Consider the following 18,916-nt stretch of genomic DNA (forward strand, 5'->3'; position numbering starts at 1 on the left):
CCCGGCGAGCAGGAAGGATCCGCATTGGACCGGTTCTTGTTCCTCACCTTCGGGGGGCTCTCCACCGGCGCGGTCTACGCCGCGTTCGCCCTGGCCCTGGTGCTCATCTGGCGGGCCGCCCGGCTGGTCAACTTCGCCCAGGGCGCGATGGCCGTGGCCACCGCGTACGTCGGCTACGCGGTGGCATCCGCGACCGGCTCCTACTGGCTGGGTCTGGGCGCGGCCGTGGTCGCCGGCCTGCTGCTGGGCGCGCTGGTCGAGCGGGTGCTCATGCGCTTCGTCGGGCACGCCAACCCGCTCAACGAGGTGATCGTCGCCCTCGGCCTGGTGCTGGTCATCCAGGCGGTGCTCGGCATGGTCTTCGGCAACGGCTACCGGCCGGCTCCCGCCCCGTTCGACACCGACGCGCTCACCGTCGGCGGGGTCGCCGCGCTGTCCCCGTACGACCTGTGGGTGCTCGGCGCCGTGCTGGTGGTCGTGGTGCTGCTCGCCCTGCTGTTCACCCGCACGCCGATCGGTCTGCGGATGCGGGCCGCCGCGTTCGCCCCCGAGGTGTCCCGGCTGCTCGGCGTCGACGTCGCCCGGATGCTCACCCTCGGCTGGGCCCTCGCCGCCGCGGTCGGCGCGCTCGCCGGCATGCTGGTCGTCCCGACCGGGCTGGGGTTGCACCCGCACGCCATGGACCTGGTCTTCGTCGTCGCGTTCACCGCCGCCGTGGTCGGCGGCCTGGACAGCCCGGCCGGCGCGGTGGTCGGCGGCCTGCTGGTCGGCTTGATCCTCTCGTACGTCACCGGCTACCTGGGCCCGGACACCACCCCGCTGGCCGTCCTCGTCCTGCTGCTGGCCGTCCTCCTGGTCCGCCCCGGCGGGCTCTTCTCCAGCGCGAAGGCGAGGCACGTGTGACCGCCACCCGCCCCTCCACGCGGTCCGACGTGGACCGGCCCGCCCGGCCGTCCCCGCTGCGCCGGCTGCTGCCCGGCGCGCCCGCCACCACCGGTCCGCGCGGGTCCACCCTGCTGCGCCACCTGGCCGGGGCGGTGCTAGCCGGCGCCCTGGTCGTGCTGCTCACCAACCAGCTCCCGCCGTACCAGAACCTTCAGGTGGCGCGGGTCTGCGCGTTCCTGTGCGTCACCGCCGGCTACACGGTGCTGGTCGGGCTCAACGGCCAGCTCTCCCTCGGGCACGGGGCGCTCATGGCCACCGGCGCCTACACGGTGGCGCTCGTGCAGCGGGGGTTCGACGAGCGGGGCGTGCAGGGGCGGTGGATCCTGCCGCTGTCGCTGCTGGCCGCCGTGGCGGCCACCGCGCTGGCCGGTCTGGTCATCGGGCTGGCGGCCGCCCGGCTGCGCGGGCCGTACCTGGCCGGCGTGACCCTCGCCGTGGCCACGCTCGTGCCGGCCGTCAGCACGATCTTCACCGGGGTGTTCAACGGCGAGCAGGGCCTGCGCTTCCCGGCGGAGACCCCGCCGGCGTTCCTGGGCGCCTACTTCCAGCCGGAACGGTGGCTGGCCTGGATCGCGCTGCTCGCCGCGCTGCTGACCGTGCTGCTCCTGGCCAACCTGGTGCGCAGCCGCTTCGGCCGGTCACTGCGCGCCGTGCGCGACGACGAGGTGGCCGCCCGGCTCGCCGGCATCCACGTGGCCCGCACGCAGGTGCTCGCCTTCGTGGTCAGCGCCGGCTGCGCCGGCCTCGGCGGCGGCGTGTACGCGGTGCTCACCGCCACCGTCGCGCCGGGCAAGTTCCCCCTGGAGCTGTCGCTGTTCCTGCTCATGGCCATCGTGATCGGCGGCCTGGGCAGCCTCACCGGCGCGGTCTGGGGCGCGGTGCTGCTGGTCGCGCTGCAGGACCTGCCGAGCCTGCTCACCGAGACGTTCAGCCTGTCGGGCGGCCTGGCCCAGCGGCTGGAGGGCAACCTCGCGCTGGCCGTGTTCGGCCTGATCCTCATCGTCGTCATGCTCGCCGCGCCGGGCGGCCTGCACGGCGCCGTCCGCACCGTCGCCGCCCGGCTGCGCGCCCGTCGCCGCGCGCCGGAGCACTGAGCCACCCCGGTTCCACCCACCCGTTCGCACCGCCGCACCGGAATGGAGAACCATGCGTCCCACCACCCGCCGCATACTCGCGGCCGCCACCGGCCTCGCCCTGCTGGCCGCCGTGCCGGCCTGCGCCGACGACGAGAAACAGGCCGCCGAGAACGTCCCCGGCGTCACCGACACCGAGATCGTCATCGGCACCCACCAGCCCCTCACCGGCCCCGCCGCGCCCGGCTACTCGAAGATCTCCGCCGCCACGAAGGCGTACTTCGAGCACATCAACAGCAAGGGCGGGGTGAACGGCCGGAAGATCGTCTACAAGGTCATGGACGACGGCTACAACCCCGCCAACACCGAGAACGTGGTCCGCAAGCTGGTGCTCGACGACAAGGTCTTCGCGCTCCTCGGCGGGCTGGGCACCCCGACCCACACCAACGTGCTGGAGTTCGTCAAGACCCAGAAGGTGCCCGACCTGTTCGTCTCCTCCGGCAGCCGGAACTGGAACCAGCCCGACAAGTACCCGACCACCTTCGGCTGGCAGCCCGACTACACGGTCGAGGGCAAGATCCTGGCCACCTGGGTGAAGCAGCAGTTCCCCGGCGCCAAGGTCTGCCACTTCGGGCAGAACGACGACTTCGGGCGGGACTCGCTGGCCGGGGTCGAGAAGGTCCTCGGCCCGGTGGCGGCCAAGCAGACCTACACCACGACCAACCAGCAGGTCGGCCCCGCCATCGGGGCGCTCAAGGCGGCCGGCTGCCAGGTGGTGATCTCGGCGAGCATCCCGGGCTTCACGGCGCTGGCCATGGGGCAGGCCGCCGGGCAGGGCTTCCGCGCGCAGTGGGTGGTGTCCAACGTGGGCGCCGACTACACCACGCTGTCGAACCAGCTCGGCGACAAGAAGGTGATCCTGGAGGGCATGGTCGCCGACAACTACCTGCCGATGGTGGGTGACACGGCGAACCCGTGGATCCAGGAATACACCAAGATCCACCAGAAGTACAACGCGGCCAACCCGATCGACGGCAACGCGATCTACGGTTACTCGATGGCGTACACCTTCGTGCAGGCGCTGCTCGCCGCCGGCAAGGACCCGACCCGCGAGAAGCTGGTGGAGGCGGTGCAGAAGGGCGGCTTCCGGGGGCCGGGGCTCACCCCGTTCCGGTACAGCGACGACGTGCACGCCGGCTACAGCGGGGTGCGGCTGAACAAGGTCCAGAACGGCGCGCAGGCGTACTTCGGCCCGACGTACACCACGGACGACGGCGACGCCGCGGTCACCGAGTTCACCGAGCCGCCGACCACCCCGCCGGCGGACGCCATCCCGACGACCTGACCACCGCCGCGGGCCGGGCGGCCGTCACCGCGGTGGCGGCCGCCCGGCGACGCGCACGTAGAGTGCGACATTCCGGCGTGACGCCACCGGGGCGGCGGGTGACGCCGGCCAGGAGCTACGCACAGGGGGCGCACGCATGATCGAGGTGGACGCCGACGCGCCGGCGCGGGTGGACGGCCGGTCGGCGCGGGCCGAGCGGACCCGGGCCGCCATCGTCGAGGCGCACCTGGCGCTCATCGACGAGGGCGACCTGCGGCCCACCGGGGAGCGGATCGCCGAGCGCGCCGGGGTGTCCCTGCGCACGCTGTGGACCAACTTCAAGGACATGGAGACCCTGTTCGCCGCGACCGGGCTGCGGGTCAACGAGCGGCTGGACGCGCTCTGGCGGCCGATCCCGCCCGAGCTGCCGCTCACCCGGCGGATCGCGGAGTTCTGCGACCAGCGGGCCGAGATGCTGGAGGTGCTGGCGCCCTCGGCGCGCGCCTCGGCGCTGCGGGAGCCGTTCTCCCCGCAGCTGCGGCGCAACCGCGAGGTGGCCATCGCCCGGGTCCGCCACGAGATCGAGCTGGTCTTCGAGCCGGAGCTGGCGCACGCGGGGGAGGGGCGCGAGCAGTTGCTGGACGCCCTGACCGTGGCCTGCACCTGGGCGGCCTGGGCCATGTTGCGCGACGCCATGGGCCTCGACGTGGCGGCGGCCCGGGCCACGCTGGCCCGCACTCTCGGCGCGCTGCTGGTCGACGCCATCGCCTCCGGCCTGCGCTGACCGCCGCCGCGCGGCGCAGCCGCCGGCGCTGACCTGTCCGCGCCCGGCCGGCGGTGCCGCTCAGTCGTCGCGCAGCCGGCGCAGGATCCGGGTCAGCTCGTCCCGGTCGGCCGGGTCGAGGGCGCCGAAGAAGCGTTCCGCCTCGGCGGCCCGGGCCACGCGGATGGCCTCGCCGACCCGGTCGCCCTCCGCGGTGAGCGCGACCAGGGTGGCCCGCCGGTCGACCGGGTCGGGCCGGCGCTCGACCAGCCCCCGCTCCGCCAGGCCGTCGACCACCTCGGTGGCGGAGCGGGGCGCGATGCGCAGGTGCTCGGCGAGCGCGCTGAGCCGGACCGCGCCGTGCCGCATGAGCACGGCGAGCGCCCGGGCGTGCCCCGGGTTGATCTCCCAGGGTTCGAGCGTGCGCTTGGACTGGTGGCGCAGCCGCCGGGCCACGGCCCAGAACGTCTCGGCCAGGCTCTCCTCGTCGCTGCCGGTCACCGGAATACGGTAGCAGCACATACTGTTGTTACCTCATGATGAGGTAACCTCAGCAATGTCCCCCCGACGAGAGAGAGCACCCCCTTGGACGGATTCCGAGACGGCCGCGGCGGCGGCCGGACCACCGTGACCCCCGCCGAGAAGACGCAGGCCCGCCAGGTGTCGCTGCGCCGGATCGGCGGCCTCTTCACCGCCCACCGCGGCCCCCTCGCCGCCGTGGTGGCGATCATCGTGGCGTCCTCCGTGATCGCGATGGCGTCGCCCTTCCTGCTGCGTACCGTGATCGACCGCGCCCTCCCGGAGCGGGACCTCACCCTGCTGGCCTGGCTGGTCGCGGGCATGGTCGGGGTCGCCGCGGTGACCGCCGTGCTCGGCGTGGCGCAGACCTGGATCTCCACCAGCGTGGGGCAGGAGGTCATGCACCGGCTGCGCACCGACGTCTTCACCCACCTCCAGCGCCAGTCCATCGGCTTCTTCGTCCGCACCCGCACCGGCGAGGTGCAGTCGCGGATCACCAACGACATCGGCGGCATGCAGGCGGTGGTCACCTCCACGGCCACCTCGATCGCCGCCAACCTCACCACGGTCGTCGCCACCGTGATCGCCATGGTCGCGCTGAGCTGGCGGCTCACCCTGGTCTCGGTGATCGTGCTGCCGCCCGCCATCTGGCTGACCCGGCGGGTCGCCCGGCTGCGCCGGGAGATCACCGCCCACCGCCAGCGTGAGCTGGCCGACCTCAACGTCACCATCGAGGAGGGGCTGTCGATCAGCGGCGTGCAGCTGGCCAAGACCCTCGGGGCCGCCGCGACCCTGGTCGAGCGGTTCACCGCCTCCTCCGCCCGCCTCGTCGACCTGGAACTCCGCTCGGAACTGGCCGGCCGCTGGCGGATGGCCACCATGACGGTGATCTTCGCCGCCATCCCGGCCGTCATCTACCTCGGCGCCGGGCTGCCCGGCACCGCCGGCACGCTCACCATCGGCACCCTGGTCGCCTTCACCGCCCTCCAGGGCAACCTGTTCCGGCCGCTCATGGGCCTGCTCAACGTCGGCGTCTCGCTGACCGCCTCGATGGCGCTGTTCGCCCGGATCTTCGAATACCTGGACCTGCCCGTCGAGGTGGCCGACCCGGTGCGGCCGGTGGCCGTCGACCCGGCCCGGGTGCGCGGGCACCTGCGCTTCTCCGACGTCACCTTCAGCTACCCGGGCAGCGACACCGCCGCCGTGGCCGGCGTGAGCCTCGACGTCCCGGCCGGCACGAGCCTGGCCCTCGTGGGCGAGACCGGCTCCGGCAAGAGCACCCTCGCGGCGCTGATCAGCCGCCTGCACGACCCCGACGCCGGCCGGATCACCATCGACGGCGTCGACCTGCGCGACGTGCGCCTGGCCGACCTGGCCGCCGTCGTGGGCGTGGTCAGCCAGGAGACCTACCTGCTGCACGCCACCGTGCGGGAGAACCTCCGGTACGCCCGCCCCGACGCCACCGACGCCGACATCGAGGCCGCCGCCCGCGCCGCGCAGATCCACGACCTGATCGCCGCGCTGCCCGACGGGTACGACACCGTGGTCGGCTCCCGCGGCCACCGGTTCTCCGGCGGCGAGAAGCAGCGCCTGGCCATCGCCCGGACGCTGCTGCGCAACCCGCGGATCCTGGTCCTGGACGAGGCGACCAGCGCCCTGGACACCGAGACCGAGCGCGCCGTGCAGCGGGCCTTCGACGAGCTGGCCCGCGGGCGCACTGTCATCACCATCGCGCACCGCCTCTCCACCGTCCGCGACGCCGACCAGATCGCCGTGCTCGACCACGGGCGCATCATCGAGTCCGGCACCCACGACACCCTGCTCGATCGCGCCGGCCGGTACGCGGCGCTCGCCGCCTGAGCGCCGCGCGTGCCGGCCGGTGGGCCGTCACCGCCCCCTGAGGCGGGACGCCAGGTCCAGGGCGGCCCGGATCGGGTCGTCCGCCCAGCGGCTGGCGAACACGTCGTGCAGCCGCCATCCGGCCCGGGCCAGCGTGCGCTGCCGTTCCAGGTGCGCCGCGACCCCCTCCGGGTGCACCGCGCAGACGACGCCGACCGCGTCCGCGTCCGTGCCCACGCAGAGGTCGACCCGCCAGCGGCCCACCGGGTACCCGGGCCGCACCGGCAGCCCGAGCCGGCGCAACTCCTCCGCCAGGTCGGCGGTCCAGCCCGTCACCGGTTCCGCGTCCGGTGCGACCGGCGGGCGGCCCGCGTACGCCAGGTAGTCACCCACCAGGCCCTCGGGCGACCGCAGGGAGGTGACGACGGCCAGCCGCGCGCGGGCCCGGGTGACCAGCACGTTGAACAGGTTGGGCTCGGCCACGAACCGGTGCCGCGACGGCGGGTCGCCGTCGACCAGCCCCAGCGAGGCGATCACCACGTCCGCCTCGCTGCCCTGGAACGCGTGCACGGTGCCCGACCGCAGGCCGAGGCGCTCGATCTCGTCGACGTCGAACGCGGCCAGCAGCGCCGCCTCCAGTGCGTCCGCCTGCGCGCGGAACGGGCTGACCACCGCGATCCCGCCCGCCGGTGCGTCGCCCGCGAGCCGCCGCACGAGGTCGAGGGCGGCGGTGACCTCGGCCTGGTTGACGCCGTCGACCACGGTCGCCCCAGCAACGGTCAGCACGTCGATGACGTCGGCGCGCTCGTTGCGCGGATGGCGGGTGACCAGCTCCAGCCGATCACCGTAGAACCGGCGCGCGGAGAACTGGATCAGGTGCGGGACGGACCGGTGGTGCTCGCCCAGCCAGGTGACCGGGGCGGCGCCGGCCGCCACGTCGAAGGCGCTCGACCGGCGCACGTCGAGCCGGTCGCCGAACCGGTCCAGACCGTGCCGGCGCAGGGTGGCGGCCACGTCCACGTCGGCCACGAACGACACGAACCGGAGCTGCCGGGGATCGCCGGCCACCAGCGCGCGCCGCGCCCGGGCCAGCGCCGGCGCGGCCCGCAGCTGGTCGATGTGCGCGGCCTCGTCGAGCACCACCAGGTCGAACATCCCGGGCACCGGCGGCAGCAGGTCCTCGACGTCGGTGACCGTACCCACCCACAGCGGCAGGGCCCGCACCAGCGCCTCCGCGTCCAGCCCGGCGAGCAGCTCGCGGCGGCGGTTCCGGCCGGCCCGCAGCGCCGCGCCGAGCCCGCTGGTGGCACGCCGCGCCGCGCCGGTCCACCGCCGGGCGCTGGCGGCCCGGTGGCGCATCGCCGTGCCGACGGCGCCGGCCAGCGCGGCGTCCGCCTCCGCGAGGCTGCGCCACGCGGCCGCCAGGTCGGTGCCACCGGTGGCGGCCAGCCGCGCCGCCGCCCGTACCGCACTCGCCGCCTCCACGGCCGCCCGCACCCGCTCCATAGGTACGTCGCCGCCCGCGAGCCGGCGCAGCCGCCGTCCGGCACGCGCCCGCCGCCAGCGCCGCCACCAGCCGGCGCCGGCCGATGTGGCGTCGGCCAGCGCGGAGCGGACCGCGTCCAGGTCGGTGTCCGGGTCGAACAGGCCCGGGGCGTCCCGGCTCAGGGCGGGCAGCAGCGGCTGCCAGCCCGGCAGCGTGGCGGCCCGGCGTTCCTCGTCGAGGGCGGCGGAGACGCCGGCCGACACGGCCGCCACTCGGTCCCGGGCGGCGGCCACGGCGGCCTCGTCGGCCCGCAGCGTGGCGTCGTCCGCCCCCGCCGCCGCGCCGCCGGCCAGGTCCGCGGCGATGGTCTCGCGGCGCTCCGCGTCGCCGAACAGCACGGGCGTCGGCCCGGGGTGGCGGCGCAGCAGCTCGCCCAGCACGTCCGCGGCGTGCACCGACTGGGTGGCCACCAGCACGGATCCGCCCCGGTCGACCGTGTCCAGCGCGGCGGCGACCAGGGCGTGGCTCTTGCCGTTGCCGGGTGCGCCCGTGACGACCACGACCGGCTCGGTCCTGGTCCGCCGGACCACGTCGCGCTGGGCGGTGTTCAACGGCAGGGGCGACAGCACCTCGGCGTCGTCGGCCGGGACGTTCCCACCGTCGGCGGCCCGGTCGCCGTAGAGCCGGCCCAGCGCCGTGTCCGCCAGCCCGGGGCGGCCCGCCCAGCCGAGCAGGATGTCGCGCAGCCGGCCGGCGAGGACGTCGCGGGTGGTGAAAAGCGCGGCGGCGGCGACCCCGGTCAGCGTGCTCTCGTCGATGCGGCGGGGCGGCCCGGCCAGCACCGCCTCCGGCTTCAGCCCGGCGGCCTCGGCCGCGGCGGTGATCCACGCCGTGGTGCCGGGCGCGCCGAGCCAGCCCGGCCCGGCGAGGCCCGGGGCGGCCTCGAGCCGGGCGGCCAGGTCCCGGTCCTCGATCAGCGAGGTCAGCTCCAGGTCCCCGGCCGGCACGATCCGGTAGCCCCGGAGGGTGCGGTCCAGGCGTACCGGCTGGGCCAGCAACGGCACGCGGACCCGCCGGCGGCCCCCGTCGAGGTCGGCCCCGCCGACGACGAAGGCCAGGCCCCGGCGCAGGATCCGCTCGTCGCGGTGCAGCGCGTCCAGGGCCGCCAGCCGGTCCAGCTTGGTGCCGCGCGGCCCCCGTTCGGGCTCGGGCAGCCAGACCAGCGGACGGCCGGCGCCGGACACGTCGAAGGTCCGCTCGGCGCCGGCCGGGGCCAGGTCGGCGAGCGCGGTGAGGATCCTCGCCGCCTCCATCGCCCGCCGATTCTGCCGTACGCGGGCGCGGACGACCTGCCGCCTGTGACGGGGTTGTAGGAAACTTTTGCCTGTGCATTCATGCGTGTAGCTATTTACCTCAGGCGACGGGCACCCATAGCATCGATCCACATCGCTGATCGTGGGAGAGGGGACCGATGTCCTTGACGTTCACCGCCGCCCGATGGCGCGCCCTCGCGCTGCTCACGGTTGCCGCCGTCGCCGGGGCGCTGACGGGGGTTCAGCCCGCGCAGGCCGCCCGGCCGGGCTTCCGGATGCCGTTCCTGTGCGGCCAGACCTGGCAGGGCAACAACTGGAACGGGCACAGCCCGGCACACTCCATCGACTGGAACCACTACGACGCGAACGGCAGCCCCGACGACCTGAGCCGTCGGGTGGTCGCCAGCGCCGGCGGCACCGTGCTGGAGTCGTACTACTCGACCACCACCGGCTACGGGAACACCATCGTCATCGGGCACGGCGACGGCTGGCGCACCCGGTACGCCCACCTCAGCGAACGGCTGGTCGCCAAGGGCGACACCGTGAACCAGGGCACCGTCATCGGCAAGGTGGGCGCCTCGTCGGCGAAGTACGACCTCAGCCCGCACCTGCACTACGAGCAGATCCACGACGGCAGCGTCGTCGTCTCGGTGGTCCAGGGCGTCACCTGGTCCGACTACCTCAAGCGCAACCAGACCAGCACCAACAACTGCTGAACGCTCAGGCGTCGGGCGGCCCGGAGCTGTCCGGGTCGCCCGACGGGGATCGCCGGGCTGCGGTGGCGCCGGTCGCGGCCCGGGAGCGGGATGCGCGGTCGGCGGGAAGAGGGGTTCCAGCGGGGTGTTCTGCTCCACAGGGGAGTCCGGCGGCCGGGGCCCCCGCCGCGCGCCTTTCGGGCGGGCCTCCCGCTGGCCCTGCTCGGCCGGACGGCGCCCCGCCCCGCCCGCCCCGGCCTCCCGCTGGCGCGGCGGGTGCTCCTCCCGGAGCGCCTCCGGCATGCCGGTGCCCGGCGCGGCACCGTTCTCCGGTGCCTCCGCGGGACGGCGCGCGCGCTGCTCCTCGGCGTACTCCGCGCGGCGGCGTTCGAGGTCGCGCTTCCACTCCAGGGCGATCCGCTTGTCCCAGTACGGCCGGAGCAGTTCGCGGACCGGCTCGTCCAGGTGGACCGACACGTCCGGCTCGCAGGTGAACGTGACATCGCCGCGCTCGTAACCCCAGGGGAGGGCGTCGTCGCCGGTCATCGCGTCCTCCAGCGCGACCGCGAACGCCCGCGGGCGGTCCGGCGGGATGTCCGCGGCGCACCGGACCGCGAGGCGCCGCAGCCGCTGCATGGCCTGCGGCTGGAACTGGTCGACGTACCAGCCGAAGAGTTCCGGCCGCGCGGTGTTCGAGGTCCAGGCGAAGGTGGTCTGGACCACGAAGTGGTAGACCTGCCCCTGCGCCGGCACCAGCAGGGTCGGTGCCGCTCGCCGGTCCACGAGCGTCACGGATGAGGCCTCCGTCTCGGCCCACCGCAACTGGTCCAGCACGGGCCGGGCCGCCGCCCACAGCCGCTTGGCCCCGCGCCACGCGGCTGCCCCGAGTTCCCGCGCCCGGGCGAGCCACCGCTCCCACTGGTCCGGGACCTGCCCGCTCGCCGGGGTGTCGCCGGTGTCGGCCGCTGGGCCGGTGTCGTCCGTCCCGCCGTCGTGGTCGCCGGGCGTCCCGGTCATCGCACCCCTCTCCGGTCGAGCAGCGACGCGTCGCCCCGGCCGCATTGGTGCGCGGCCGGTGTGGTCCGGTGAGGGGTATGGGGAGGCGCCCGTCGGCGCCTCAGTCGTCCCACGCTAACAAGTCGGCACGGCGGCGGACGGCAGCCGCGCGGACGGCGGGGCAGACCGAGGCGCGACGGCAGGGCTGCCTCGGGGTCGGCCAGCCCGGGTCGGCACAGTTGCATCGACCCGACGCAGGCCGGCGAGCTGGACGAAGACCTCGCGCCGGTCGATCGCTTGGCCGCGCCGGTCGAGGACGTAACCGGTCAGCCAGACCCAGCCGGCGTACGTCGGCCGGGGGCACACCGAGACGACCCGGAACGTCAGGGCGCGGTCGCCCGCGAACTGCACTGAGGCGCGGCCGTCGATCCGCAGCAGGTCGCCGGGCTCGGGGTGCACCACTACCAGCGGCCCTGGTTCGGTGGCCGGCACTCCCGGGCATGCCTGGCCTGCCAGTCGCGCAGCGCCCGCTTCAGCCGGTCGTTCTCCTCGCCGAGCAGGCGTAGCCGCCGCTGGAGATCGGTCAGCTCGTCGGCGACCCGGCCCTGGAAATCGCGTACCTGATCGGGGTCGACGCCCCGGCGGCGCGGGTCGAACGTGCGGGTCCGTACCTCGTGCGCGGTCAACCGGGTCGGAAGGCCGGTCCCGTAGAGCTGGCCGGATCGATTCACCTGGGCCACGACGGTCCTTTCGGGGGGCAGGGGGAGCGCGGAGGGTCGGTGCGGTGGGTTTGGAAGGGCGGGCCGTCCACATGCCGGCCGCGGGCGGCCCGCCCGCTTCGCCGCCGCAGCTTGCGTTCAGCGGTACGACGACGGAGCAGTCCGGTGGGACGGGCACGCGCACCCGCCCCGACCAGGGGGATGCCTCTGCTCCTTGTTGCCACGCAAGGGGAGAGGCGGTGTTCAACTTAGCTGTCCCAGTCGCCTGAGTCAAACGAAGAGTTGTTGCGGGGTGTCGTTGCGTGATCGAATTGGCGTGCCACGCAGGGGGAGTCATGCCGATCACCGCCGACTACATCCGCATCGCCGACGAGATCGTCGCCGACATCAGGACCAACAAGCTCAAGCCGGGGGACAAGCTGCCCTCGATCGCTCAGCTCGCCGCGATGTACGAGGTCAGCCCTTCGACCGTCAAGCAGACGTACGTGCGGCTTGAGGCCCTGCGAGTGATCTGGCGTCACCAGGGCAAGGGCATCTTCGTGAACGATCCGAAGCTCTGGATGCGCGAACCCTGACGGCTGCGATCGTCCCAGATGCCGACTTTCAGGGGTGGCGGAAAGGATCAAGGTCATGCACGCTTACCGGTGTGCGGACCTTCGTCGGAGTGACGGACGAGAAGTGGTACCGGTTTCTGGCCGCGCGACCCGGCCTGACGGAGGTCAACTTCTGGCGGCCTTCGGGCGGGGGGTTCCGTGCTCTCACCCCCGGCGAGCCCTTCTTCTTCAAGGCGCACTACCCACTCAATCGGATAGTCGGCGGAGGCTTCTTCAGCGGCTTCACTCAGTTGACGATTTCCGAGGCGTGGGAGCTGTTCGGTGAAGCCAACGGCGTGGCCAGCCTGGACGAGATGCGCCGGAGCGTCGGTCGCTACCGCAAGCAGCCGATCGGGCTGGACGAGGATCCCACCATCGGCTGCATATTTGTCCGAGACAGCGTCTTCTTCCCCGATGATTCGACTGTCGATCCACCCCCTGGGTTCGCCTCCAACGTGGTCCAGGGCAAGACTTACGACCTGGCCGAACCGTCCGTGGCCGGGTACTTCGACCTCCTGCTGCACCGCCTGTTGGGCATGACCGTCGAACTGGATGCCAGCACGCCCTGGCACCGACCTGGACCGGTGTACGGTGACCCGCGCCTCGTGCCGCAGCGCCTTGGTCAGCAGTCGTTCAAGGCCGTGGTGCTCGGTGCCTACGCCCGGCGCTGCGCCATCACCGGGAACAAGGTCCAGCCTGTGTTGCAGGCGGCGCACATTCGGCCGCTGCCGCAGGGTGGGGAGCACCGGATCGACAACGGCCTGCTGCTCAAGTCGGACGTCCACATCCTCTTCGATCGGGGCTATCTGGGAGTCGACCCGCAGTACCGATTGATGGTCAGCCCTCGATTGCGGAGCGAGTTCGGGAACGGCGACCAGTTCTACGCCAAGGCCGGCATGCCCATCGCTGTGCCGGAACGGCGGGGTGACAGGCCCAGAGGCGAGTTCCTCGAGTGGCACTTGGACACGGTCTTCAAGGCGACCTGATCTGCGCTGGATGATCGCCCGTCGCCCGCCGACTGCGTGGCTGCATCGACGTAGCGCAATCTATGGATGTTCGGCGGGTGTCGGCGGTCCACTCGGGCTGGTCGGATGGCAGGACGGACATTGCCGTTCGACACACAGGAGGGACCGTGCGCACACCATCGCGTGCGACGACGGGGGCCACCGCGCTGCTACTCGCGGCCGGAATGGTCCTGACCGCGGGAGCCGGCGGTCAGGCGGCGCCCCGGGACGAGAACCCGATCCAGGCGCAGCCCGGCCACCTGCCGGGCGACCGCCACGACAGCAAGACCAGGGACAACCGGAAGGGACGGACCGCTCCCGACGCGCGGCAGCGGGACCGGGCCGCGGCGCTCGGAGCGCGCGTCCGCTGGTCCGACTTCGGCACCCCCGCCACCCTGACCTCGACCGATCGGCCGCTCGCCGCCGGCCTGCCCGCCGACCCGGCGGCCGCCGCGCGGGCGTACGTGGCCGCGAACCGGGACGTGCTGGGGCTGACCGCCGAGGGCGCCGCCGCGCTGGAGCAGTTGACCGTCGCGCCGATGGGTGACGGCGCCACCGTGCTGTTCCGGCAGCGCTTCGGGGACCTGCCCGCCGCGGTCGACGGCATGCTGGCCGTCGGCGTCCGGGACGGGCAGGTCTGGCACGTCACCTCGTCCCTGGCCCGGGACGGTGGGGCGCCCGCGCCGGCCACGATCAGCGCCGACGAGGCGCGGCGGGCCGCGGCGGCCGACGCCGGCCTGACCGGGCCGACGGTTCTGCGTACCTCGCTGGTCGCGGTGCCGACCGCGGACCGGGGGCCGCGGGCGGCGTACGAGGTGGTTCTCGGCGCGGACGTCACCGGCGCGGACCCGGCGGCGTTCGCCACCTACGTGGATGCCCGCGACGGCAGCGTGCTGGTCCGCGAGGACCTGGTGGACCACGACGTAAACAACCCGTCGTGGGAGGTCTTCCCGAACTCCCCGTCGGTCGACAAGTCCTCCACCGACACGCGCGTGCGCTGGTGCGCGCAGCCGGCGACCGGCTGCGCCGAGGTGGTCGGCGTGCCCGGGCACCCGGCGTGGGACGTGGACCCGGCCACCGGGGCGTCCACCACCACGACCAACGGCAACAACGCGATCGCCGTGCAGAACTGGTTCAGCAACGACCCGTTCAGCGTGGGCACCGAGACGGCCACCCCGCGCCCCGGCCGGAACTACGCGTACCCGTGGACCAACCAGTGGTACGAGCGGAAGTGCAGCCCGGACGTCTTCACCTCGCCGCAGGCCAACGACATCGACGCGGCCCGGGCGAACCTGTTCGCGATGCACAACCGGATGCACGACTGGTCGTACCACCTGGGCTTCACCGAGGCGACCTGGAACATGCAGCGGGACAACCTCGGCGGCGGCGGGTCGGCCAACGACCCGGAGCAGGGCAACGCCCAGGCCGGCGGGGTCAGCGGCGGCCCGCCGACCTTCGCGGCCCGCAACAACGCCAACCAGATCACCCCGCCGGACGGCATCGCCCCGACCACCAACATGTACCTGTGGCAGCCCAGCGCCGGCTCGTTCTACGCGCCCTGCGTCGACGGTGACTTCGACATGTCGGTCATCGCCCACGAGTACGGCCACGCGATCAGCGGCCGCATGATCGCCGGACCGAACGCCGGGGTCAGCTCCCCGCAGGGAATGAGCGAGAGCTGGTCGGACCAGCTCGCCATGGAGTACCTCTACGAGCACGGGTACGCGGCGCCGGGCCGGCGCGGCTTCACCATCGGCGAGTACACCACCGGCGACCCGCGGGCCGGCATCCGCAACTACAACATGAGCGCCAGCCCGCTCAACTACAGCGCGATCGACTACGACTTCGTCGGCCTCCAGGTGCACGCGTCCGGCGAGGTCTGGAGCGCCACCAACGCGGACATCCGCACGGCCATGATGCGCCGCTACGGCGCCGGGAACGCGGCCCTGCAGAAGTCCTGCGCCACGGGCGCGACGCCGGTGACGGCGTGCCCGGGCAACCGGCGGTGGATCCAGCTCGTCTTCGACTCGTTCCTGCTCATGGCGGTCAGCCAGGTCAGCATGGTCGACGCCCGGGACGCCATGCTCGCGGCCGACCGGATCCGCTTCGGCGGGGCCAACCAGGACCTGCTCTGGAACGCCTTCGCCGCCCGGGGCCTCGGTGAGGCGGCGGCCAGCGTGGGCAACGCCGACGCCGACCCGACGCCCGGCTTCACCTCCCCGTACGCCAGGGAGGGGACCCTGCGGTTCACGCCCGAGGGCGACCACGGGGTCGTGCCGGGGGCGCAGCTCTTCGTCGGCCGCTACCAGGCCCGGGCCGTGCCGGTCGCGGACACCGACGCGGCCACCCCGCTGACCGACCGGGTGAGCCTGGTTCCCGGCACGTACGAATTCGTCGTCCGGGCGCCGGGTTACGGGCACCGCCGGATCGGTCCGGTCACCGTCCGGGCCGGGCAGGCCCGGGAGCTGCCGGTGCAGTTGCGCCGGAACCTGGCCTCCACCAGCGCCGGCGCGGCGGTCAGCGGCGACGGGATCAACCTCGCGAGGATCGCCGACGACGACGAGGCCACCAACTGGGCGTCGCTCGGCGCGCCGGTGGCCGGCCGGCGGGTCACCGTCGACCTGGCCGGTGGCGCCCAGCAGGTCCGCCGGGTGCAGGTCAGCGCGATGCTGCGCCCGCCGGTCACCGGTGACCCGGACGCCGGCACGCAGAGCCGGTTCTCCGCGGTGCGACAGTTCCGGGTGCTCGCGTGCGCGGCGAAGCAGGCCGTGACCTGTGCCGACCCCGCCGACTTCCGGGTGGTTTACACGAGCCCGGCGGACGCCTTCCCGTCGGTGGCGCCCCGGCCCCGGGCGCCCGAACTGATCATGCGGTCGTTCGACATCCCGCGGACGAAGGCGACGCACCTGCGCGTCGAGGTGCTGACCAACCAGTGCACCGGCGCGCCGGCGTACGCCGGTGAGCAGGACGCCGACCCCCGGGCGGCGACCGACTGCGCCACCGCCAGCCCGCAGGCGCAGAACGTGCGGATCGCCGAGTTCCAGGCGTTCGCCCAGTAGGTGAGGTGGGTGCGGGCGGGTCGCGTCCGCCCGCACCCCTTGCCACCCATCGTCAGACATCACTACATTGACCGGCGGGCGCCGCCGTACGGCGGCTGAACGTCCCGCCCGAGCCGGGCAGGTCCGGTACGCGCTTCGCGCGCGTCGGCACGCGAGGTCCCCGTAGCTCCGCACCGCCGGTCGATCGGCCGGCGGTCCGCCGAGAGGACCCCGATGAGGATCACCCACGCCCGTCTCGCCCCGGTCGTGGCGGCCGTCACCACCCTGGCCGCCGCCGCCGTCGTCACCCCGCTGGTGGCCGGCCCGGCCGCCGCCGCGCAGGGCTGCCAGGTCGACTACCGCCCCACCGTGTGGCCGGGCGGGTTCACCGCCACCGTCCGCGTCAGCCCCGGCGACACCGCCCTCAACGGCTGGACGGTCAGCTGGACCTACCCCGGCGATCAACGGATCACCGGCGCCTGGAACGCCGTGGTCAGCCAGTCCGGCGCCACCGTCACCGCCCGCAACGCCACCTGGAACGGCAGCGTGCCGGCCGGTGGCGCCACCGAGTTCGGCGTCCAGGGCACGGTCGGTGCGGCCGCGCCGGCGCCGACCGGCTTCGCGCTCAACGGCGTGCCCTGCAACGGCGCGCCGCCCAGCCCGACCACCGCGCCGCCCTCGCCGTCCGGTTCCCCGACGGTGTCGCCGAGCCCGACACCGACCAGCTCCCCGAGTCCGACGGTCTCGCCGAGCCCGACCGGACCGCCGCCGGCCGGCTGTGGCGGCGCGGCGCTCTGCGACGGCTTCGAGAACCAGACCGGGTCCACGCCTTCGGGTGACTGGACCGTGGTGCATCCGGACTGCGCCGGCACCGGCGCCGCCGCCGTGGACACCGCGAACGCCCACGGCGGAAGCCGGTCCGTCCGGATCGACGGCGGGGGCGGCTACTGCAACCATGTCTTTGTCCGCGCCAACCGCGACCTGTCCGCGGTGGGGGCGGCCCGCTACGGCCGGCTCTGGGTCCGCCATGCCACCGCCCTCCCGGCCGACCACGTCACCTTCCTGGCCATGACCGATGCCGCCGACGGCAACCGTGACCTGCGGATGGGCGGGCAGAACGGGGCCTTGCAGTGGAACCGGGCCTCCGACGACGCGACCCTGCCCGAGCAGAGCCCGGCCGGGGTGGCGTTGAGCGTGCCGCTACCCACCGGCCGCTGGTCCTGCGTGGAGTTCCTGGTGGACGGGAGCGCCGGGGTGTTGCGCACCTGGCTCGACGGCGTGGCGGTCGCCGGGCTGACCGCCGACGGCGTGCCGACCCACGACGTCGACGGGCAGTGGTACGGCCGGACCTGGCGTCCGCAGCTCACCGACCTCAAGCTCGGCTGGGAGAGCTACGGCGGCGCGGGCGACACCCTCTGGTTCGACGACATGGCGCTGGGCGCCACCCGGATCGGCTGCTGACCAGCCCGGGCCGGGCGGTCCCGAAAGGCCGCTCGGCCACGGTCGATCATCGAGCGTTCACCCGGCATTCGCGGCACGGTCGCCGCGCGGGGCTGTACGCCGGAGAGGATCACCGCCAGACTGGGCGCGATCGGACAACGACACCGATCGATACCGTCGCCCAGTTCAGGGAGGACCCCTTGACCAGTCTCGCGACCCCGCTCCGCGCCACCCGCGCCCGCGTACGGCGCGCTCTCGGCGCGGGCGCCCTGCTCACCGCCCTGGTCGCCGCCGCGCTCGTCGGCCCGCCGGCCGCCTCCACCCGGCTGGCCGAGCCGGCACAGGCCGCCGTCTACAGCTCCTGCACGATGACCCGCTGCGCGGACGCCCGCACGGCGCGCTCCGGCTGGTCCGCGAAGAGCTTCCCGACCAGCCGCGGCTGGTACTCCTGGAGCGGCGGCCTGTGCAACTTCGCGGGCGGCCGGTTCTACAACTACGAGGGTCAGCTGCCCACCAACGCCACCTACTACGAGTACGACGTCTACCCGCGCGCCTGCAATGCCGCGCGGGACGCGTACCGGATCGTGGTCAACAAGAGCACCGGGGCCACCTGGTTCTCACCCGACCACTACGCCAATTTCTACCGGCTCTGAGCGGTGTCGGGGCGGGTCGAGCCGGCGGGCCCGGCCCGCCCCGACCGGGAAGGATGGATCGATGGGCGCAGCGTCCCCGCAGCCGCCGGCGTGGCTCGCGTTCGACGCCGGGGCGGAGGCCGAGCCGGCCGGGGTGGCCCTGGCCGGGGCGGACGCCCGGACCCGGGCGGGTCTGCACGAGGCGCTGGCCGCGGCCCTGCCCCTGCCCGCCTGGTTCGGGCGCAACTGGGACGCGCTCGCCGACGCGCTGGCCGACCGGCTCGACGCCGGCCCGCTGACCCTCGTCGTGCGGGACGCGGCGGGCCTGCTCGCCGACGAGCCGCCGGCCCAGCTCGGCACCCTCCTCGACGTGCTCGGCGGGGTGGCGGCCGGCGGCCGGCACTCGCTGTGCGTGGTGCTGCGCGACCACCCGGACCGGCTGGCCGCCCTGCGGACCCGGATCGCCGCCGCCCTGGGCGGCCGGGTCGGCGCCCCACCACCGGACGCTGGCTGACCGAGCGCTGGCTCACCGGACGC

General features: G+C 74.1%; 16 protein-coding genes. 13 read left to right on the forward strand and 3 right to left on the reverse strand.

Translation table 11 applies throughout. The features are described from left to right. Positions 1-24: 24 nt before the first annotated feature. The 4 genes from RMN56_RS23885 (at position 25) to RMN56_RS23900 (ending at position 4,126) form a co-directional block, all read left to right on the forward strand. On the forward strand, positions 25-903 hold the full coding sequence (locus RMN56_RS23885) for a branched-chain amino acid ABC transporter permease (RefSeq protein ID WP_262285604.1): 879 nt from the start codon (positions 25-27) through the stop codon (positions 901-903). Then, entirely contained in the window at positions 900-2,039 is a 1,140-nt protein-coding gene (locus RMN56_RS23890) for a branched-chain amino acid ABC transporter permease (protein ID WP_313719773.1), read from the forward strand. The genes RMN56_RS23885 and RMN56_RS23890 overlap by 4 nt, the downstream gene beginning before the upstream one ends. A 52-nt stretch (positions 2,040-2,091) precedes the next feature. Then, positions 2,092-3,363 carry an ABC transporter substrate-binding protein gene (locus tag RMN56_RS23895; RefSeq protein WP_313719774.1) on the forward strand — a complete coding sequence of 424 codons (1,272 nt, stop codon included), beginning with the start codon at positions 2,092-2,094 and terminating at the stop codon, positions 3,361-3,363. A gap of 136 nt (positions 3,364-3,499) precedes the next feature. Continuing rightward, positions 3,500-4,126 carry a TetR/AcrR family transcriptional regulator gene (locus RMN56_RS23900; RefSeq protein ID WP_313719775.1) on the forward strand — a complete coding sequence of 209 codons (627 nt, stop codon included), beginning with the start codon at positions 3,500-3,502 and terminating at the stop codon, positions 4,124-4,126. Positions 4,127-4,186: 60 nt separating this feature from the next. Here the strand turns inward: RMN56_RS23900 and RMN56_RS23905 are convergent, their stop codons facing one another. Next, positions 4,187-4,606, reverse strand: a complete 420-nt coding sequence (locus RMN56_RS23905; RefSeq protein WP_313719776.1) for a MarR family winged helix-turn-helix transcriptional regulator — start codon at positions 4,604-4,606, stop codon at positions 4,187-4,189. A gap of 84 nt (positions 4,607-4,690) precedes the next feature. Between RMN56_RS23905 and RMN56_RS23910 the strand changes: the two genes are divergently transcribed. Further along, on the forward strand, positions 4,691-6,484 hold the full coding sequence (locus tag RMN56_RS23910) for an ABC transporter ATP-binding protein (protein WP_313719777.1): 1,794 nt from the start codon (positions 4,691-4,693) through the stop codon (positions 6,482-6,484). Positions 6,485-6,511: 27 nt separating this feature from the next. Here the strand turns inward: RMN56_RS23910 and RMN56_RS23915 are convergent, their stop codons facing one another. Next, positions 6,512-9,262 carry an AAA domain-containing protein gene (locus RMN56_RS23915; protein ID WP_313719778.1) on the reverse strand — a complete coding sequence of 917 codons (2,751 nt, stop codon included), beginning with the start codon at positions 9,260-9,262 and terminating at the stop codon, positions 6,512-6,514. Between the two features lie 158 nt (positions 9,263-9,420). On the opposite strand from RMN56_RS23915, the gene RMN56_RS23920 reads away from it, so the two are divergent. Then, a complete protein-coding gene (locus RMN56_RS23920; protein ID WP_313719779.1) occupies positions 9,421-9,978 on the forward strand; it encodes a M23 family metallopeptidase in 558 nt (185 codons plus the stop codon). A gap of 571 nt (positions 9,979-10,549) precedes the next feature. Then, positions 10,550-10,690, forward strand: a complete 141-nt coding sequence (locus RMN56_RS23925) for a hypothetical protein (protein ID WP_313719780.1) — start codon at positions 10,550-10,552, stop codon at positions 10,688-10,690. A 724-nt stretch (positions 10,691-11,414) separates the two neighbouring features. Here the strand turns inward: RMN56_RS23925 and RMN56_RS23930 are convergent. Then, positions 11,415-11,693, reverse strand: coding sequence for a DivIVA domain-containing protein (locus RMN56_RS23930; protein WP_313719782.1), 279 nt, complete (start codon positions 11,691-11,693; stop codon positions 11,415-11,417). Between the two features lie 314 nt (positions 11,694-12,007). Here RMN56_RS23930 and RMN56_RS23935 point away from each other — a divergent pair, with 314 nt between their 5' ends. The 6 genes from RMN56_RS23935 to RMN56_RS23960 all read left to right on the forward strand — a co-directional run bounded on the left by RMN56_RS23935 (position 12,008) and on the right by RMN56_RS23960 (position 18,893). Further along, positions 12,008-12,247: a winged helix-turn-helix domain-containing protein gene (locus RMN56_RS23935; RefSeq protein WP_313719783.1), complete on the forward strand. Its 240-nt coding sequence runs from the start codon at positions 12,008-12,010 to the stop codon at positions 12,245-12,247. Between the two features lie 71 nt (positions 12,248-12,318). After that, the gene (locus RMN56_RS23940) at positions 12,319-13,251 is read left to right on the forward strand and encodes an HNH endonuclease (RefSeq protein WP_313719784.1); all 933 of its coding nucleotides are present in this window, start codon (positions 12,319-12,321) and stop codon (positions 13,249-13,251) included. Between the two features lie 146 nt (positions 13,252-13,397). Next, on the forward strand, positions 13,398-16,328 hold the full coding sequence (locus RMN56_RS23945) for a M36 family metallopeptidase (RefSeq protein WP_313719786.1): 2,931 nt from the start codon (positions 13,398-13,400) through the stop codon (positions 16,326-16,328). Between the two features lie 213 nt (positions 16,329-16,541). Continuing rightward, the gene (locus tag RMN56_RS23950; RefSeq protein ID WP_313719787.1) at positions 16,542-17,768 is read left to right on the forward strand and encodes a cellulose-binding domain-containing protein; all 1,227 of its coding nucleotides are present in this window, start codon (positions 16,542-16,544) and stop codon (positions 17,766-17,768) included. 179 nt (positions 17,769-17,947) lie between these two features. Next, entirely contained in the window at positions 17,948-18,400 is a 453-nt protein-coding gene (locus RMN56_RS23955; RefSeq protein ID WP_313719788.1) for a ribonuclease domain-containing protein, read from the forward strand. Between the two features lie 61 nt (positions 18,401-18,461). Then, a complete protein-coding gene (locus tag RMN56_RS23960) occupies positions 18,462-18,893 on the forward strand; it encodes a barstar family protein (RefSeq protein ID WP_313719789.1) in 432 nt (143 codons plus the stop codon). The last annotated feature ends 23 nt before the right edge of the window (positions 18,894-18,916 follow it).

It is taken from the genome of Micromonospora halotolerans (genome assembly GCF_032108445.1).
In the GTDB taxonomy this organism is placed as follows: Bacteria; Actinomycetota; Actinomycetes; order Mycobacteriales; family Micromonosporaceae; genus Micromonospora; species Micromonospora halotolerans.

Bases quoted from the DNA above. Each gene is read 5' to 3' on its own strand.
- RMN56_RS23895 (WP_313719774.1), top strand. From the start codon at position 2,092: ATGCGTCCCACCACCCGCCGCATACTCGCGGCCGCCACCGGCCTCGCC.
- RMN56_RS23900 (WP_313719775.1), top strand. From the start codon at position 3,500: ATGATCGAGGTGGACGCCGACGCGCCGGCGCGGGTGGACGGCCGGTCG.
- RMN56_RS23915 (WP_313719778.1), bottom strand. From the start codon at position 9,262: ATGGAGGCGGCGAGGATCCTCACCGCGCTCGCCGACCTGGCCCCGGCC.
- RMN56_RS23920 (WP_313719779.1), top strand. From the start codon at position 9,421: ATGTCCTTGACGTTCACCGCCGCCCGATGGCGCGCCCTCGCGCTGCTC.
- RMN56_RS23925 (WP_313719780.1), top strand. From the start codon at position 10,550: ATGTCCGCGGCGCACCGGACCGCGAGGCGCCGCAGCCGCTGCATGGCC.
- RMN56_RS23935 (WP_313719783.1), top strand. From the start codon at position 12,008: ATGCCGATCACCGCCGACTACATCCGCATCGCCGACGAGATCGTCGCC.
- RMN56_RS23950 (WP_313719787.1), top strand. From the start codon at position 16,542: ATGAGGATCACCCACGCCCGTCTCGCCCCGGTCGTGGCGGCCGTCACC.
- RMN56_RS23960 (WP_313719789.1), top strand. From the start codon at position 18,462: ATGGGCGCAGCGTCCCCGCAGCCGCCGGCGTGGCTCGCGTTCGACGCC.